Origin of the sequence: Peptoniphilus sp. BV3AC2 (assembly GCF_000478945.1) — a bacterium.
GTDB lineage: Bacteria > Bacillota > Clostridia > Tissierellales > Peptoniphilaceae > Peptoniphilus_B > Peptoniphilus_B duerdenii.
This window is the reverse complement of record NZ_AWXD01000008.1, coordinates 189256-206790: the sequence shown is the minus strand read 5'-3', so window position 1 is coordinate 206790 and position 17535 is coordinate 189256. Positions and strand designations below refer to the sequence as shown.

Genomic DNA, 17535 nt, shown 5'->3' with positions numbered 1-17535 from the left:
AACAAACACGGATGATTAATTTAAATGCTATCAGCAGACTGTTTCAACTAATCGGCTACGCCTCTTAGGAAACAGGTTGCATCACACCTACTAAGACTCACTACGTTCGTCAAGTTAGGTGTAGACGTATAGCGTGAGAATTATTATTGGTTTTATTTGCAATAACTTGACCTTCAGAGGTTATACCCGTTCGACTCACTGCGTTCGCTCAGGGTGACTGTAGTTGGGAGGGTACTTTGTAGCGGAAGCAACCTGCTTCCATAAATCTTGACACTAAATTCTTCTCCCTCAGGCGTTAGCCGTAAAACAACCATTCCTACTATTCACACCTGTAGCGGAACCTTCCAGGTTCCACAGCCGAGAGGCTCTGCACAAGGAAACTCTTTTGATTTATAGAATTTCTAAAGGTATGTATCTATGGATTGTCATCCTGAGCGGAAAAGGCGTAGCCTTTGTAGTCGGCAGTCGAGTTCAACAAATCAGACTTCGCTGTGCTCGTCTTCTCTGGAACTCTTTGCACAAGACCTGCTGCGAAATCAAAGATTTCGGCTAGGGCTTCGAAGGATCTCTCCCATGGTGGGGTTAGTTGTAGGTTATTAATTTAGATGCTATCAGCAGACTGTTTCAACTAATCGGCTACGCCTCTTAGGAAACAGGTTGCATCACACCTACTAAGACTCACTACGTTCGTCAAGTTAGGTGTAGACGTATAGCGTGATAATTGTTATTGGTTTCATTTGCAATAACTTGACCTTTAGAGGTTATACCCGTTCGACTCACTTCGTTCGCTCAGGGTGACTACAGTTGGGAGGGCTCTATATGGAAAACTCAAAGGAACACAGTCACCCTGAGCGGAGACGGTGTAGCAAGGCGTAACCGTCGAAGTCGAATGGGTATAACCCTGGTGTGGTTAAAAATGGATGATTATTTTAAATGCTATCCGGATAGCATGAAAAAATTAAACACTCTATCTATAGCACGATAACAAATATTAATTAATATAACTTTGACAAAAATTTAATTTATATTATTACAGTATATTTATATAAATTACGGGTATTAAATGAATACGAATATCTATTCGAATAAATGGGAGGAAAAATATGGACAGAAATGTATTGATTGGCGGGGCTGCCGGCCAAGGTATGGATACGGTGGCAAACCTTTTTAACAAGGTTCTACAAAGAAGTGGCTACTATGTATACACCACTTCTGACTACAGATCTCGTGTTAGAGGCGGGCACAATTTCTTTCAAATCAGATTTTCTGATAGAGAAATTTCAAGTCCGAGACGCGGTCTAGATGTGATCTTTGCTCTAAATGAAGAGACTCTTGAAAGACATCTAGATAGATTAAATGAAGGCGGAGTTAGTTTCTGCGACGAAGGTATCGAAGGTTTTGAAGGTACAAAAAAATATGATTTAGTTAAGAAGGCTAAGGAACTTGGCAATCCAAAGATGATTTCTACCATCGGTCTTGGTATGCTTCTTGGCAAGCTAAAGATTGACGTTAAGGTTGGAGAGGAAGTGGTTCGAGAAACTTTTAAAGAAAGTTTAATCGAAGGAAATATCAAAGCTCTAGACTACGGTTACAGTATTACTAAGACTGAAGTAAATCCGATTGAAGCAAGGGAAAGTATTTTAATAAATGGAAATCAAGCGGTTGGTCTTGGAGCTGCTGCGGCAGGTTGCAAGTTCTACGCTGCTTATCCGATGACTCCATCTTCTGGAGTGTTGGGATTCTTGTCTTCAGTTTCTGACGAACTTGAAATAGTGGTGGATCAATGTGAAGATGAGGTTGCTGCTTTAAATATGGCTCTTGGTGCATCATTTGCCGGTGTCCGTGCAATGACAGGTTCATCTGGAGCGGGTATGGCTCTTATGAGCGAGGCATTTTCTCTTGCGGGCATCATAGAAACTCCAGTGGTTATTATCGATGTGCAAAGACCTGGTCCTGCAACTGGACTTCCAACTGACACTGAACAGGCTGACCTAAGATTTTTAATTCACAACGGTCATGGAGAGTTTCCTCGTAAGGTTATAGCTCTTCGTTCTGCTGAAGATGCTTTTTATCAAACTGCTAGAGCTTTTAATCTTGCTGACAAGTATCAAATCCCTGTGATTTTAATGTCTGATAAGGAACTTGCGGATACAAAGATAAGTACTGCTCCTTTTGATTTTAGTAAGATTGAAATCAATAGATATCTTGCTAATCCCAATGACTACGAACCAGGCACTTACAATAGATATGAAATTACAGAATCTGGTGTAAGTCCAAGACTTATTCCTACCCGTGCCAACGGAAATATGGTCATGGTGGACTCCGATGAACACGATGAGTTCGGAAGAACTAGCGAAGACGATGCAAATAGAATAGCTCAAGTGGACAAGAGACACAGAAAATTCGAAGGAATTATCGCCGACGAGGAAGAACCTTGGGAAATCGGAGTGGATGATTTCGACACCTTGGTTGTTTGTTGGGGTTCAACCTATGGAGTTGTAAAAGAATCTATCGATCTTCTTAACGAAAAAGGTCACAAGATAAAGGGGCTTGTATTTGGAGATGTGTTCCCACTACCACTTAAGAAATTTAAAAAATTCCACACTATGGCGAAAAATTATATAGTCGTAGAGATGAATAGAGATGGACAATTCGAAGGACTTATCCGCCAAGAAGCGCTAGTTGCATCAGATCATCTCATCACCAAGTACGATGGAAGACCGTTCTACCTTGAAGAATTAGTTGAAAGATTAGAGGAAGTGCTATGAAAAATTTTGAATTTAATATAACTGAAGAAACTCAATGGTGTCCTGGTTGTGGTAACCCAAGCATCAGGCTCGCTCTAAAGAACGCCCTTGACGAACTTGGACTAGGTATGGACGATGTAATCATGTCTGCTGGTATCGGTCAAGCAGGAAAGATGCCACAGTACATCGACCTTCATGCCTTTGCAGGTCTACACGGAAGGAGTCTTCCTGTTGCAACTGCTATAAAACTTGCAAACCACAAGGCTGTTGTAATCGCTGAAGGGGGAGACGGTGACGGATATGGAGAAGGTGGAAACCATTTGATTCACGCCATAAGAAGAAATATAAACATCACCCAAATCGTTCACAACAACCAAGTCTACGGACTTACAAAAGGTCAGGCATCACCTACAACGGGACATGGTCAAGTCCAAACTTTTGCCCAAGATGGAGCTAGAAGCAAGATGATGAAACCTCTTGCCCTTGCCCTTACCCTTGGAGCAGGATTCGTAGCTAGAGGATTCTCCGGCGATGTAAAACAACTTACAGAAATAATAAAAGAAGCCATAGAATTTAAAGGATACGCTCTTGTGGACGTGCTTCAACCATGTATAACTTGGAACAAGGTAAACACATTTAAATGGTACAAGGAAAGAGTTAAACCGCTTGGGGAAGACTACGACAATACAAACCTAGACCTTGCAATGGAAAAGGCGATGATGTGGGGAGATGAAATTCCTACAGGAGTTCTATACAAAGTAGAAAGCACAACCTACGAAGATCAATTTGAATTCTTAAAAGATGGTGAACCTATGATAGATAGAATCCTAAATCCAATGGACGCAAAAAAAGTAATGGATAGAATGAAATAGAAAAAATTTAGAAAAGGCTTTTGCAATGCAAAGGTCTTTTTTGATGCAAAAAAAAGAGACCGAAGTCTCTTTTATTTTCTAAAAATAAATTTATAAATTTTTTATTTTAAACTATCTGAAGCTTCATATTCAAAGTTTTCAAGGTTTGCTGCAACTTGATTTTTATATAAATCTTCTAAAGTTTCAAATCCATAGGTTGAGAAATTACGAGTATTTCCTTCGTCATTCTTAACTTCAAAGGAGTAAGAGTTGTAGGAAGTATTCATACTTTGTAGATCTACTTCTACTTTACCGTCTTCTTTTATCAAATTTTTAAATGAAAAAGTTTGATATCCTTTGGTTGATCCTCTATACCCATCAGAATCTACGCTGCAACCAAATTCAAACACCATGATATAGGTATTTATATTGTTAGATCTTTCCGGGAATTTATTCTTTAAAAGATAGGATCCAACGTACTTGAATTCAGTGAGCTTAGAGTTGTCGTCCCAACTTTTGGAGATATATGCATTAAATCCGTCGGTTGCTTGTTTTTCCATTGCCGCTCTGGCTTCTTCTGTCACTTCTTTTAGACTTGTGATGTATGTGGCTTGATTATCTACTTTGTAAGTTTTGCTTGTGGATTCTAAAAGAATACCATATTCTGCCAAGATATCTGGACTAGCTTCTCTGTCTCCGTCCATTACATAGACCTTTATTTCTTCTCCGTTGGAGATATTTCTATCCTTATCCAAACCGAAGCGAAGTCTATTTATATATTCATTGGTAGAATTATTCTTAACCCTTACTTCAATATTTGGTGAAATTCCACTAAATTCTAGTTCAACATCTGCAAATGGATCCAGTTTTCCAAGTTCTTCTAATCCTTCTACTTTAAATGGAATGTCCGAATGTTTTAAATTTACCTTGAATAAATCTTTAGCAATATCATCTTTTACTATCCAATTTAAATTTACTGTGTCGCCAGTTTTTAGACCATCGTACTTATCTAAAGTACCGTCGATACAAGATCTAACTAAGACTTCTGTAATTTCGTTGGAATCAATGTCAAGTCTGCTAACGCCAAGTTGACTTTTAAGTTTCTTAGAACTTTTTGCTTTTTTAAGAATCCTTGAACCGTAGTCGCTACTTAGTCCGTCCAAATCTAATTCATATTCAGCCACTCCAGCTCCATCGTATCCGGAGAAGTTCACCTTTGCGTACTTATCTAAGTCGATTGTCAAAGGTCTTGAGTTATAGATAAAAAATATGATTGCCAATGCCAAAAATCCAACGACGATTCCTCCAAGCACCTTCACATTTACAAAACCTTGACCTTTAGGAGTACTTCCTCCTGTATTTTGGTATCCAGGATTTTCTCTGTAATCGTAATTCATTTCATCGTCCCTTGGATTGGAATATGAGTTTGAATTATTTTCACCGTTGGAATTGAAATCATTGTTTTGATTAAATTCGTTACTTGAGTTGTAATCGTTGTTTTGATTAAATTCATTATAGGAATCAAAACTGTCGTTGGTATTAGAATTACTGCTTTCTTCATAATTACTTTGAATCAGTTCCTTATCCATATCCTTGAAAATTTGAGTATCTAGATTATCTGTGTTGAACTTGTCATTACCGTTAGTCATAAGGACCTCCTTTTCCTATTTAATTTAATATTGTAATTTAATTATAGCATAAGGAGAGTTTTTATTGCAGATATAAGGGAGACAATCATAATTTATAAATAGAAAATGAAATATCTTTTCATAGAATGAAAAATAAAAGTTTTTTTGGTATACTGGTCTTAGGAGGGCACAAATGCAAAGATCAATAGAATATATTACGAAACTTACATCCATTCCATCACCAACAGGCTTTACAAAAGATGTGATGGATTATATTATGTCAGAACTTAAATCCATGGGCTTAGAACCACACAAGACTCCAAAGGGAAATGTGATGGTTACCCTTAAGGGAGAAAAAGAAGGTGGGGAAAGACTAGTAACTGCCCACTGTGACACTCTTGGAGCAATGGTTAAGAAGATTTTGCCATCAGGTAGAATCATGTTTGATTTAATCGGCGGATTTACCTACAACTCAATCGAAAATGATAATGTCATCATCCACACCAGATCCGGCAAAAAGATTACAGGAACCATTCTTTTAAACCACAGCTCTGTACACGTTTATCGTGACGCAGGAACTCTTGAAAGAAATCAAAATAATATGGAAGTGCGCGTAGACGAAGTTACAAAATCTGAAGAAGACACTAGAAAACTTGGAATCGAAGTGGGAGATTTCATTTCCTTCGACCCTAAGACCATAGTAACTGAAAGTGGATTTATAAAGAGTCGTCACCTAGATGACAAGGCTTCTGCAGGAATCATCCTATCCATACTTAAAAAATACACAGAAGAAAAGATCGAACCAAAAGTGACAACCCATTTCGCATTTTCATGCTACGAAGAAATCGGACACGGAATGAACTCAAACATTCCTGAAAATGTAGTGGAATATATGGCAGTTGACATGGGAGCAATCGGAGAAAATCTAACGACAGATGAATATGTGGTTTCAATCTGTGTGAAGGATTCATCAGGACCATACAACTACGAACTAAGACACCATCTAATCGACCTATGTGAAGAAAATAAAATCCCATACGCTGTGGACATCTATCCATACTATGGATCAGACGCATCAGGAGCACTTACTGCAGGATACGACATCAAACACGGACTATTCGGAGCGGGCATCGAATCTTCCCATGCCTATGAAAGAACACATGAAAAAGCAGTAGAAGCAACATTTAACCTACTAGATAAATATCTAAGATCTGATCTTGTAGATTAATCTATTGCAATAAAAAATTTTTCATGGTAGAATATTACAAAATGAATATAGACGTTGAAGAGGAGTAGTAGCAAGGACTATTTGCAAAGAGAATCTGCGTATTGGTGAGAGCAGAAGAAACAAGCTTGTGAATCCACCTTGGAGTTTAGCATTACAAGTGGACATTTTATGTCAACTAGGGTGGCAACGCGGTAATAACCGTCCCTTATTGGGACGGATTTTTTTATTTTAAGGAGAAAATATGTTAGATATCAAATTTGTAAGGGAAAATCCTGAAATCGTAAAAGAAAATATAAAGAAGAAATTTCAAGATGAAAAACTTGCTTTAGTAGATGAAGTATTAGAAATGGATGTAGAATTTAGAGCAAAGAAGACTCGCGGCGACGAACTACGTGGTAAGAGAAACGCTCTATCTAAGACCATCGGTGGTCACATGGCTAAGAAAGAATTCGAAGAAGCTGAAAAAGTAAAGGGAGAAGTTGCACATATAAACGACGAACTAGAACATCTAGAAGAAGATGAAAAAGAACTAGAAAAGAAGATCAGAGAAATCATGCTCGTAATTCCACAAATTATGGCAGACGACGTTCCAATAGGTAAGGACGACTCAGAAAACGTGGAACTAGAAAGATTCGGCGAACCAGTAGTACCAGACTTTGAAATACCATACCACGTAGATATAATGGAAAGCTTCGATGGAATAGATCTAGACTCAGCTAGAAAGACCTCAGGAGCAGGATTCTACTACCTAAAGGGCGATATAGCAAGACTACACTCAGCAATCCTTGCATATGCGAGAGACTTCATGATAGATAGAGGATTTACCTACTTCATACCACCATTTATGATCCGTTCAGAAGTAGTAACAGGAGTAATGTCCTTTGCAGAAATGGAAAACATGATGTACAAAATCGAAGGGGAAGACCTATACCTCATAGGAACATCAGAACACTCAATGATCGGTAGATTTATAGACACCATCACACCAGAAGAAGACATGCCACTTACCCTTACATCATACTCACCATGCTTCAGAAAAGAAGTAGGAGCACATGGAATCGAAGAAAGAGGAGTATATAGAATACACCAATTCGAAAAACAAGAAATGGTAGTAATCTGTAAACCAGAAGATTCAATGATGTGGTACGAAAGACTTTGGAACAACTCAGTAGATCTATTTAGATCCCTAGAAATACCAGTAAGAACACTAGAATGCTGTTCAGGAGACCTAGCAGACCTAAAAGTAAAATCACTAGACGTAGAAGCATGGTCACCAAGACAACAAAAATACTTCGAAGTATGCTCATGCTCTAACCTAGGAGACGCACAAGCAAGAAGACTAGGCATAAGACTAAGAGGAGAAAACGGAAACTACCTAGCACACACATTAAACAACACAGTAGTAGCACCACCTAGAATGTTAATCGCATTCTTAGAAAACTTGCTACAAGAAGATGGCTCAGTAAGAATCCCAGAACCACTACAACCATACATGGGCGGCATGAAGGAAATAAGAAGAAAAGACAAATAAGAATATTTAAAGAGAGGGCACTTAGGTGTCCTTTTTTTTTATGAGGTTAAACAAGGATGAATTTTGTAGCGGAAGCAATCTGCTTCCATATCCGAAGACGTAAATAAACCTCACAACTACAGTCACCCTGAGCGGAAGAGCCGCAGGCTCTGAAGTCGAACGGGTATAACCATGGTGTGGTCAAACAGTGATGAATTAAAATTATTATAATAAATGTAAATAAATATCCTACACTTCTTTAAAACCTATTCTTTCTTCTTCAAATCTTTTTTTACGAGGGAGAGGGAGGGAATTAACGTCTCTCGAAAAAACCTACGGTTTTCTCTTCGAGACTCGCAGTTTCCTCCCTTCTCCCTCGAGCTCCCTCTACCCACCTCGCATTGGGCTTTTTGTTGAAGTGATTTTTTTATTCGGCTAAAATTTTCCAAACTCGCTCCGCTCAGACAGTGGAAAATTTCTTAACGCCGAAAGCAAAAATCACTTTCAGTGGTTCAGGTTGTATCTATACCAGAATAGTGATTAAGGATTCTATGGGATAAATCGAAGGAGGGTTCTAAATTTATTTTTATATAAGTCTAAGTAATGATATGTTTTTGTAGCGGAACCTTCTAGGTTCCACAGCCGAAGGCTAAGAAGTCCACCCAACTACAGTCACCCTGAGCGGAAGAGCCGCAGGCTCTGAAGTCGAACGGGTATAACCATGGTGTGGTCAAACAGTGATGAATTAAAATTATTATAATAAATTTAAATAAATATCCTACGCTTCTCTAACTCCATTCTTTCTTCTTCAAATCTTTTTTTTACGAGGGGCGTGGCAGTCGAGTTCTACAAATCAGACTTCGCATCTCGTCCTCATTAGGGATTTTTTAACAGAGCCTCTCGCTACGTATTCTTGCACAGATATTATCTATAAATTTACCCAATAAAAAACTGACCTACTTGTTTATTATTTAAACTTATTAGGTCAGTTTATTTTTTATTTATAATTTATATAAAATTAGTGGATTTGATTTACATAATCCTATTAAAAGTTTGCAATATATATTGAAATTTCGTAAGTTGCTCCGTCAACTGTCATTTTTACTGAAGCATATCCGATGGTTTTGTATTCTTTGTCTAAAAGATTTTCGTTGTGTTCTTTTGAGTTGCTCCATCTTTTGATGCAGTAATCATCTACATTTGTATAAGGTTTTTCATCGAAGTACTTACCCACTCTTAGATTTTCTGCGTATGTATCGTTGATGTTAGATGGACTATTGTGGTCAGCGTCGCCAGTTTTGATGTATTTATTTAATTCTTCTACACATCTAGCCATAGCGATTTCGTTTAGTTCTTTGCTTTCTTTGATAGCTGGCATTCCTTTAGATTTTCTGTAAATATTAAGTTTCTTGGTGAAATCCTTTGAATTTCCACAGAACATCTTTTTATCAGCGGTCTTTATAATAGCTTGAGCCTTTTTATTAATATCCTTATTTGCGTTTCCTGCTGCATAGATATTTAAAGGTAAGATAAAGATTGAAAGTATAATTGCGAATAATAATTTTTTGATATTTATATTTTTCATAAAAGCCTCCTAAATAATTTCGAATAGTTTTATTACGAAATAATTTGTTGAATAATTTTTAAATTTAAAATTATTTTTGTTTTAAAAAATTTGATGTAATAGTTGGCCAACTATTTAAAATCATTTAAAAAACTTTTTGTTTGCAATTGAATTATAACATCATAAAAAAATGAAATCAATGGAGAAAATGGCTAAAATTAAAGTATACTAAAACCGTATATGGCTGTATTTGACTCAATTTGCACTATATTAGTGTTTAATCTTACCTAAATTTTCAAGTATAACATAAATAAATATAAAGTGTAACATATAGCCATATAGTATACTTTACTTATTGAAAAATTTTCAAATGGCGATATTAAGCCATTTTTAAAAAGTCTAGTTTTTCAATATTAATTATTATTTTCTAAAGGGCACTAAAAACGTGTAAATAGCAAGGTTTAAAGGTTTTAATTACTAAAGTGAACCTATTGACTAAACGATAACTCAAATGTGAAAGTTTTGTGAAATTTCTTTTGTAATCGCCTTTGTTGAAGTAAAATTTCCTTAATGTTACAATAAAATAAGTTATAGAAAAGAAAAATGGGAGGATATATGAACTGGTATAACAAAGAAGAAGATGAACTTGTCTCTTATTTTAAAACCGATTTAAAAAATGGGCTTAAGAAAGAAGATATAGATCAGGCGCTTTCAAAATACGGAAATAACGAGCTGAAAGAGGAAGCTAAGAAACCTTTTATAGAAAAGTTGAAGGATCAATTTTTAGATCCGATGATTATTATCCTTATAATTGCATCTATTGTTTCTGCTTTTACTGGAGACAAGGTAGAGGCTGTCATAATTATAGCTATCGTTGTGGTTAATGCCATCCTTTCTCTTCTTCAAGAGGGAAGAGCGGAACAAGCCATCGAGGCTCTTCAAAAGATGAGCTCGCCCAAGGCTAAGGTCATAAGGAGCGGACAACATCTAGAAGTTGAGTCTTCTAACTTAGTTCCGGGAGATTTGGTAATCTTAGAGACGGGAGATATTGTTCCTGCAGATTTAAGAATTATTGAAGCTTCTAATTTAAAGATAGACGAATCAAGTTTGACGGGAGAATCTGTTCCTGTTGACAAGAATAGCAAGACCATGGATGAAGCTGATGTGGGAATAGGTGACAGAGAAAATATTGCCCACTCAAGCACCATTGTTAGCTATGGTCGTGGTAGAGGAATTGTAATAGCAACTGGACACGATACTGAAATAGGTCACATAGCTACTTCTATTGCTCTAGTAGACAACGAAGCGACACCACTTCAAAAGAAGCTTGCAGGACTTTCTAAGACTTTGGGGATTTTAGTAATTGCAATATGTGCGATTGTATTTGCAGTAGGTCTTCTTTATAAGAATGAACCTTTAGAAATGTTTATGACTGCAATTGCTCTTGCTGTTGCTGCAGTGCCAGAAGGACTTCCAGCGATAGTAACCATAGTTCTATCCCTTGGTATGGGTAGAATGGCAGAGAAGAATGCAATAGTTAAGAAACTTCTTGCGGTAGAAACACTAGGTACAACCACTGTAATCTGTTCTGATAAGACTGGAACTCTTACACAAAATGAAATGACCGTAACCAAAGCCTATGTGGACGGTCTTGAAATAGATGTAACTGGAACTGGATATGCTCCTATTGGAGAACTTCTAGTTGGCAAGGAAAAAGTTTCTGAAATCCAAGACTTAAATGTGCTCACCCATATTGCAGGATTAACCAACGACGCAAGACTTGTAGTAAATGGAGAGAATGTTGAGATTGCAGGAGATCCAACTGAAATTGCACTTTTAACCTTTGCAGAAAAACAAGATGTAAGCGTAGATAAATTAAACGAAACCTATAAGAGAATAGAAGAGATACCTTTTGATTCTGGAAGAAAGATGATGACTACCTTCCATAGATATCCAGACAACGTATATTCCTACACAAAAGGTGCTCCAGATATAATAATAAGACACTCAACTAAGATTTTATCTAATGGAAAGATCGTCGACTTCACAGACGAAAAGAAAAAGGAAGTCTTAGAAAAGAACAACGAGTTTGCAAGGTCAGCCCTAAGAGTTCTAGCTTATGCTTATAGAACTTTTGACGAAGTGCCAAGCGACACAAGTTCTGAAAATATTGAAAACGAACTGATCTTCGTAGGTTTAACTGGTATGATTGACCCGGCTAGACCAGAGGCGAAGGCAGCTATAAAAGAATGTAAAGAAGCAGGAATAATCCCTGTTATGATTACAGGAGACTACTTTGAAACCGGACTTGCAATTGCAAAAAATCTTGGAATCGCTGAAGATGAATCTCAAGCAATAGTCGGAGCAGAACTAAATGACATGACTCCAGAAGAGATTAGAGAAATTGTAAAGACCAAGAGAGTATTTACGAGAGTATCTCCAGAAAATAAAGTACAAATTGTAACCGCTCTAAAAGAAAACGGACATATAACCGCCATGACAGGAGATGGTGTAAACGACGCACCAGCAATCAAACGTGCAGACATCGGTATCGCCATGGGAATAACAGGTACTGACGTTGCAAAAAATACTGCAGAAGTAATCTTAACTGACGACAACTTTGCAACCATTGTAAATGCAGTTGAAGAAGGAAGGGTAATCTATTCAAATATTAAGAAATTCGTATCCTACCTACTATCATGTAATATAGGAGAAGTGCTTGTGGTATTAATTGCGATTCTTATGAATCTTCCAGTGCCACTACTTCCAATCCAACTATTATGGCTTAACCTCGTAACAGATGCCTTCCCAGCGTTAGCACTTGGAGTTGAAAAAGGCGAAGAAAATATAATGCAAGAGCCACCGAGAGATCCTGCAGAACCGATACTTGATCCAGAAATTAAAATCACAGTTATCGTTCAATCTGTAGCAATAACCATTGCCACCCTTGGAGCATACCTAATCGGTATCAAGTGGCATGGACAAGAGGGAATTGGACTTGAATATGCAAGAACGATGGCGTTTGCAACTCTTATAACTGCAGAACTTCTAAGATCATATTCATCAAGATCAATTAGGTACACCCTACTTCATATAGGACCATTTAGCAATAGAAAACTAGTATGGGCAACAGTGTTCTCATTTGCATTAATGCTTGTGGTAATGTATGTACCAAACATAAGAGAATTATTTGAGCTTGACAGCATAGGAATGAATGAATGGATCGTAATCATAGTTGCGTCATTGATTCCTTTAGTACTTGGAGAAATTCAAAAAGTTTTAAGGTTTAAAAAATATCACGACGAGTTTGAAAGATAAAATACTAAGTCCTTGGAGAAATCCGAGGACTTTTTAATTGCAAAAGTTTAAACTTCCACCCAGAAAAATTTTAAAAAATATTTTAAGAATTAATTAAAAGATGATAAAATTAAAGAGACAAAAATTAAAAAAGGAGAAAAAATGAAAAGTCTTTTGTGGAGGAAGTCCGAAAAATTAACTGCGCCTATTTCGGCGATAATGCTTTTTATATATGCTGCATCAACCGCATGTTTTGGAATTGTTTTAGGTAAACTTATAACTGCCATTTCGGAGCTTAACTTGGATGAAATGAAGATGTACATAATTTGGGCAGTAATACTTCAAATAGTTACATTTATAGCAGCCTATACAGGAAGAGGAGCGATGATTTCCTATTCCTTAGAAAAGATAATAAATCTAAAGAATAGAATATTTTACAGTGCAATGGGCGAGCCTCGTGGAGTTAGCGTTGACTTGGCGGACTTTACAACCAAAATAAATACAGTATACAACGATTACTACTTAGCAAAATGGAAAATTTTAGAGCATTTTCTATTATCTTTATGTGCAATGGCGGGAATCGTATATATTGACTGGATTATGTTATTAGTTGCGATAGCTTCATCACTAATTCCTATGGGAATACCATTTTTATTTGGAAAAAAACTTGAAAAACGCTCTGTAAAGTATAATGACGCATCAAATAGCTATTTAAATTTTGTAACGGATACACTAAGGGGCAGACTTGAAATTTTAAAGAATGATGTAGTACCTATCTATGACAAGAAACATAGAAACGAAAATATAAATTTCGAAGAGACACATTTTGATAACTTAGATCTCCAAAATCTATCGAGATACGTAGTAGAATTGGTGGGAGGAGGCTCCTTCTGCATACTATTTGCAATAGGTGGGCTACTGGTTTATAAAAATAGAATTGAAGTAGGAGGAATCATCGCATGTATTCAGTTATTTAACTATTTAATAAATCCGATTCTAACTATTTCAAACCTCATGAACTTATTAAAAGGTTCTAAACCTATCCATGATGAATTAACTGAAAAGGCCAAGGAAAAAGAAAAAGTCGATATAAATTCGCTAGAAGATTTAGATAGTGGAAATATGGAGCTAAGAAATATTTCCTTCAAGTACAAAGAAGGCCACGAAGATGTGGTGAAGGATTTCTCTGTAAATTTTAAAGATAGAGGCAAATATTTAATAGTGGGTAGGAGTGGTTCTGGAAAGTCCACCCTTGCGAAGCTGATGACTGGAGAGATAAAACCAAATGCGGGAAGTATACTCTTAAATGGCAAGGATCTTTCAAATTATTCTGATAGCGAAGCTCTAAAATATATTAAATATATAGACCAAAACAGTTATCTATTTAAAGACACCATCGAAAACAATATAACCCTTTATAGAGATGTGGATGAAGGTAAGATTTCTTCTTTAAAGAACAATCTTTCTATAGAAAATCTTCACTTCAATGACATCATCAGCGACGAGCTGGGACTATCTGGAGGACAGAAATCTCGTATTAATATTGCAAGATCACTGATCAATTCTTCTCCAGTCTATATATTTGACGAGCCAACGGCAGCCTTAGACCAGGAAACAGCGACTTCTGTTATGAAGTATCTTCTAGATATAGATAAAACGATAATCATAATCTCCCACATGAACGACGAGAATATAAAAGAGATGTTTGACGAAGTTATAGATTTAAATAAAATGAAACACAAAAATTAAAATTCCAAACAAAAAGAGATATTCGCGAATGAATATCTCTTATTTTTATTCTTTAATTTCAATTTCTGGGTTTTCCAGTTTTAAAAGTGAAAGTTTCTTGTCGATTCCTCCAGCAAATCCTGTGAGTTTCTTATTCTTTCCGATGACTCTGTGACAGGGGATGATGATCCAAATTGGATTCTTACCAAGTGCCATTCCAACAGCCCTCATGGATTTGGGATTTCCAATTGAGTTTGCAATCTCTCCATAGGTTTTGGTGCTGCCGTATGGAATTTTCAAAGTCTCTTCATATACTTTTTTCTGAAAATCTGTACCATTTAATTTAATGGGGATATCAAAAGTCTTTCTACTTCCATCTAAATATTCTAGAATCTGTGATTTAACTTTTTTAGAAATTTTATTTTCACTATCACTATGAGTTTTCTCTGAAACGAGTTTAAGACCAATTAAAGATTCATCTTCACAGATTATTTCCATAAGTCCAAGAGTTGTTTCTAGGTAGTCGTAGCTACTCATTCCATTCCACCAAAATCTGCACATCTTTTGTAGCGACACCGGTGAAGCTATCGTTTATAAAATCGACATTTTTCTCTGCGCCATTTACAACGAATTTTTTAAGTTCTACTCCAGCAGGAGGGTTAAGTTTTACAGTGTATCTTTCACCAATCTTTACCATATCTCTTTCTACTCTTGCGTACTTGCCGATGACTTCGATACGAGCCATCTCGTTTGACTCTTTCTTCATGATTATGGTGACATTCTTATCTCTGCCATCTATTTCTACAAAGGTCTTTTCGCTTTTGTATCCATTGTAATTTACATTTAGAAGGTACTTTCCATTTTTAAGTGTAGATTTATTTACGAATGGATTTTGATTTATAGTTAGAGTCGCTCCGTAGATAGGCTTGCCGTCTTCGGAATAGACATCCACATTTAAATAGAATTCATCTCTCTTAGTATTTCTAAGGATGTAATTATCTATCTCTTTTTCGATTGCAATCATCTCTGAAAGATCATTTCTATTTGCAATATCTTCTGCCTTTGAAAGAAGTCTCTTCATGTTTTCGTCTTCATTTCTTAGGTAGTTATAATTTTCTATTAAATATTTTAGTTTCTTTCTTTGATTTTCTGTAGCTTCTGTTATGAAACTCTTGCTTTTTTCATCTTCTGTTATTATTCCAACGGTTTCGATTGGTTTTACCTTTCTCTTTAGGTATCCTTCCTTTAAGACTTTTTTGCAAAGAGTTGCAACTTCGCCACGGGATATATATCTTTCTCCTCTGAAGGATCTGTCCTTGTATCCGTTGAAAAATCCTGGAAGAAGTTTTAATGCTTCTTTAAGTTCATCATCCATAAATCCAATGTCACTATATTGGATGACTTCACCAGAATTCATAAATGCTTTTGAAAACATGATTGCGAAGTCGCGTCTGTTCATAAATTCTTGAGGTTTGAAGAAATTGCTATCTGTAATATATCCTAAGTTTACCGCAGATTTAATGCTTCTATAAAACCAGTCTCTTTCTGAAACGTCCAAGAAATGGATCGGAACTTCGCCATCTTGTGCCTGGGTGAGCTTGGTAAGAATCATTACCGCTTCGCTTCGTTTTACGAATTTATCTGGCTCAAAAGTCTTGTTTGGATAGCCAACCATTATATTCTCGTTGGTTACGTAGTCGATGCTATCCTTTGCCCAATGTCTATCTGTATCACGATATGTACTTGCATATGTATTTATAAAAATTAAATAAAAAACAATTAAAATGGTAAATTTTTTCATTTTATCACCTAGTACTATATTAACTGTTTTTTTCGTCAAAATCAAATAAATGAAGTTTACAAAAATCTATTGTAATTGTAAAAAATTTATACTTTAACTTGACGGAATCCCTCAGTAGTTCTAACATAGTATTGGAACAAGGAGGTATATATGTCAGTTATTGATGAATTAAAATCACAACTTAAAGGAAAGGGCGCTAAAATTGTCCTACCTGAAGGAGAAGATGAAAGAGTACTAGGATCAGCTAATAGCCTAGCAAAAGAAGGAATTGTTGAACCAATCGTACTTGGTAAGAGAGCAGAAGTTGAAAAGACAGCTAAAGAATTAGGAATCGACCTAAGCGCTTTTAATTTTATAGACCCAGAAGAATCTATTACAGATGAAATGGTAGCTTCTTTAGTTGAAAGAAGAAAAGGTAAATTAAACGAAGAAGAAGCAAGAGAAACTCTAAAGAATCCAAACTATTTCGGAACTATGATGATCTACATGGAAAAGGCAGATGGAATGGTAAGTGGAGCAGTGCATACCACAGGAGATACTGTAAGACCAGCTCTTCAAATTATAAAGACCAAGGAAGGATTCAAGAGAGTATCCGGAGCATTCTTAATGCTTAGAGACAACGAAAAATATCTATTCGCTGATTGCGCAATAAATATAGATATAGACTCAGAAGGACTTGCAGAAGTTGCAGAGCTTTCTGATAAAACTGCAAAACAATTCGGAATCGACGCTAAGATTGCTATGCTATCATTCTCAACTAAAGGTTCAGCTAAGGCAGAACAAGTTGACAAGGTTAGAATTGCAACAGAAATGGTAAAAGAAAAAGATCCATCCATAGTTATTGACGGAGAATTACAATTTGACGCAGCATTCGATCCAGTTACTGCTAAGAAAAAAGCTCCAGATTCAAAAGTAGCAGGCCATGCAAATGTATTTATATTCCCATCACTTGAAGCGGGAAACATTGGATACAAAATGGCTCAAAGATTCGGTGGATTCAAGGCAGTAGGACCTATTTTACAAGGTTTAAATAAGCCAGTTAACGATCTATCCCGTGGATGCGTTGAAAAAGAAGTAGAAGATTTAGTAATCATAACAGCAGCTCAAGCATATCTATAAAAAATTATTTGAGTTTTTTATATATTTAATGTATAATAAACGATGAAAAGCCGAAAGGCAAC

Annotated in this window: 11 protein-coding genes; 7 read left to right on the top strand and 4 right to left on the bottom strand. The window is 36.3% G+C overall.

Annotated elements, in window-relative coordinates; genetic code table 11:
* Window positions 1-1103 precede the first annotated feature (1103 nt).
* A complete protein-coding gene (locus tag HMPREF1252_RS02790; protein ID WP_023059246.1) occupies window positions 1104-2768 on the top strand; it encodes a 2-oxoacid:acceptor oxidoreductase subunit alpha in 1665 nt (554 codons plus the stop codon).
* Complete coding sequence (locus tag HMPREF1252_RS02785; RefSeq protein WP_023059318.1) at window positions 2765-3619, top strand: thiamine pyrophosphate-dependent enzyme; 855 nt, start codon at window positions 2765-2767, stop codon at window positions 3617-3619. Before HMPREF1252_RS02790 ends, HMPREF1252_RS02785 begins: the two co-directional genes overlap by 4 nt.
* Window positions 3620-3720: 101 nt before the next feature.
* Here HMPREF1252_RS02785 and HMPREF1252_RS09205 read toward each other — a convergent pair whose 3' ends face one another.
* A complete protein-coding gene (locus HMPREF1252_RS09205; RefSeq protein WP_023059395.1) occupies window positions 3721-5247 on the bottom strand; it encodes a hypothetical protein in 1527 nt (508 codons plus the stop codon).
* A gap of 172 nt (window positions 5248-5419) precedes the next feature.
* Between HMPREF1252_RS09205 and HMPREF1252_RS02775 the strand changes: the two genes are divergently transcribed.
* Together HMPREF1252_RS02775 and serS are read left to right on the top strand one after the other, a co-directional pair.
* Window positions 5420-6454, top strand: coding sequence for a M42 family metallopeptidase (locus tag HMPREF1252_RS02775; protein WP_023059152.1), 1035 nt, complete (start codon window positions 5420-5422; stop codon window positions 6452-6454).
* 241 nt (window positions 6455-6695) lie between these two features.
* On the top strand, window positions 6696-7985 hold the full coding sequence (serS, locus tag HMPREF1252_RS02770; protein ID WP_023059235.1) for a serine--tRNA ligase: 1290 nt from the start codon (window positions 6696-6698) through the stop codon (window positions 7983-7985).
* Between the two features lie 1024 nt (window positions 7986-9009).
* Here serS and HMPREF1252_RS02765 read toward each other — a convergent pair.
* Window positions 9010-9549 carry a CAP domain-containing protein gene (locus HMPREF1252_RS02765; protein ID WP_023059219.1) on the bottom strand — a complete coding sequence of 180 codons (540 nt, stop codon included), beginning with the start codon at window positions 9547-9549 and terminating at the stop codon, window positions 9010-9012.
* Between the two features lie 594 nt (window positions 9550-10143).
* Here HMPREF1252_RS02765 and HMPREF1252_RS02760 point away from each other — a divergent pair.
* Entirely contained in the window at window positions 10144-12846 is a 2703-nt protein-coding gene (locus HMPREF1252_RS02760) for a calcium-translocating P-type ATPase, PMCA-type (protein ID WP_023059294.1), read from the top strand.
* 141 nt (window positions 12847-12987) lie between these two features.
* Window positions 12988-14574 (top strand): ABC transporter ATP-binding protein, encoded by a 1587-nt coding sequence (locus HMPREF1252_RS02755; RefSeq protein WP_023059412.1) that lies wholly within the window; start codon window positions 12988-12990, stop codon window positions 14572-14574.
* Between the two features lie 45 nt (window positions 14575-14619).
* Here HMPREF1252_RS02755 and HMPREF1252_RS02750 read toward each other — a convergent pair whose 3' ends face one another.
* Together HMPREF1252_RS02750 and HMPREF1252_RS02745 are read right to left on the bottom strand one after the other, a co-directional pair.
* Window positions 14620-15090 (bottom strand): methylated-DNA--[protein]-cysteine S-methyltransferase, encoded by a 471-nt coding sequence (locus HMPREF1252_RS02750; protein WP_023059173.1) that lies wholly within the window; start codon window positions 15088-15090, stop codon window positions 14620-14622.
* Entirely contained in the window at window positions 15083-16354 is a 1272-nt protein-coding gene (locus tag HMPREF1252_RS02745; protein WP_023059228.1) for an S-layer homology domain-containing protein, read from the bottom strand. The genes HMPREF1252_RS02750 and HMPREF1252_RS02745 overlap by 8 nt, the downstream gene beginning before the upstream one ends.
* A 150-nt stretch (window positions 16355-16504) precedes the next feature.
* Between HMPREF1252_RS02745 and pta the strand changes: the two genes are divergently transcribed.
* Window positions 16505-17473 (top strand): phosphate acetyltransferase, encoded by a 969-nt coding sequence (gene pta, locus HMPREF1252_RS02740; RefSeq protein ID WP_023059340.1) that lies wholly within the window; start codon window positions 16505-16507, stop codon window positions 17471-17473.
* Window positions 17474-17535 lie beyond the last annotated feature (62 nt).

Bases quoted from the DNA above. Each gene is read 5' to 3' on its own strand.
- HMPREF1252_RS02775 (WP_023059152.1), top strand. From the start codon at position 5,420: ATGCAAAGATCAATAGAATATATTACGAAACTTACATCCATTCCATCA.
- HMPREF1252_RS02750 (WP_023059173.1), bottom strand. From the start codon at position 15,090: ATGAGTAGCTACGACTACCTAGAAACAACTCTTGGACTTATGGAAATA.
- HMPREF1252_RS09205 (WP_023059395.1), bottom strand. From the start codon at position 5,247: ATGACTAACGGTAATGACAAGTTCAACACAGATAATCTAGATACTCAA.
- HMPREF1252_RS02785 (WP_023059318.1), top strand. From the start codon at position 2,765: ATGAAAAATTTTGAATTTAATATAACTGAAGAAACTCAATGGTGTCCT.
- pta (WP_023059340.1), top strand. From the start codon at position 16,505: ATGTCAGTTATTGATGAATTAAAATCACAACTTAAAGGAAAGGGCGCT.
- serS (WP_023059235.1), top strand. From the start codon at position 6,696: ATGTTAGATATCAAATTTGTAAGGGAAAATCCTGAAATCGTAAAAGAA.
- HMPREF1252_RS02745 (WP_023059228.1), bottom strand. From the start codon at position 16,354: ATGAAAAAATTTACCATTTTAATTGTTTTTTATTTAATTTTTATAAAT.
- HMPREF1252_RS02760 (WP_023059294.1), top strand. From the start codon at position 10,144: ATGAACTGGTATAACAAAGAAGAAGATGAACTTGTCTCTTATTTTAAA.
- HMPREF1252_RS02765 (WP_023059219.1), bottom strand. From the start codon at position 9,549: ATGAAAAATATAAATATCAAAAAATTATTATTCGCAATTATACTTTCA.
- HMPREF1252_RS02790 (WP_023059246.1), top strand. From the start codon at position 1,104: ATGGACAGAAATGTATTGATTGGCGGGGCTGCCGGCCAAGGTATGGAT.
- HMPREF1252_RS02755 (WP_023059412.1), top strand. From the start codon at position 12,988: ATGAAAAGTCTTTTGTGGAGGAAGTCCGAAAAATTAACTGCGCCTATT.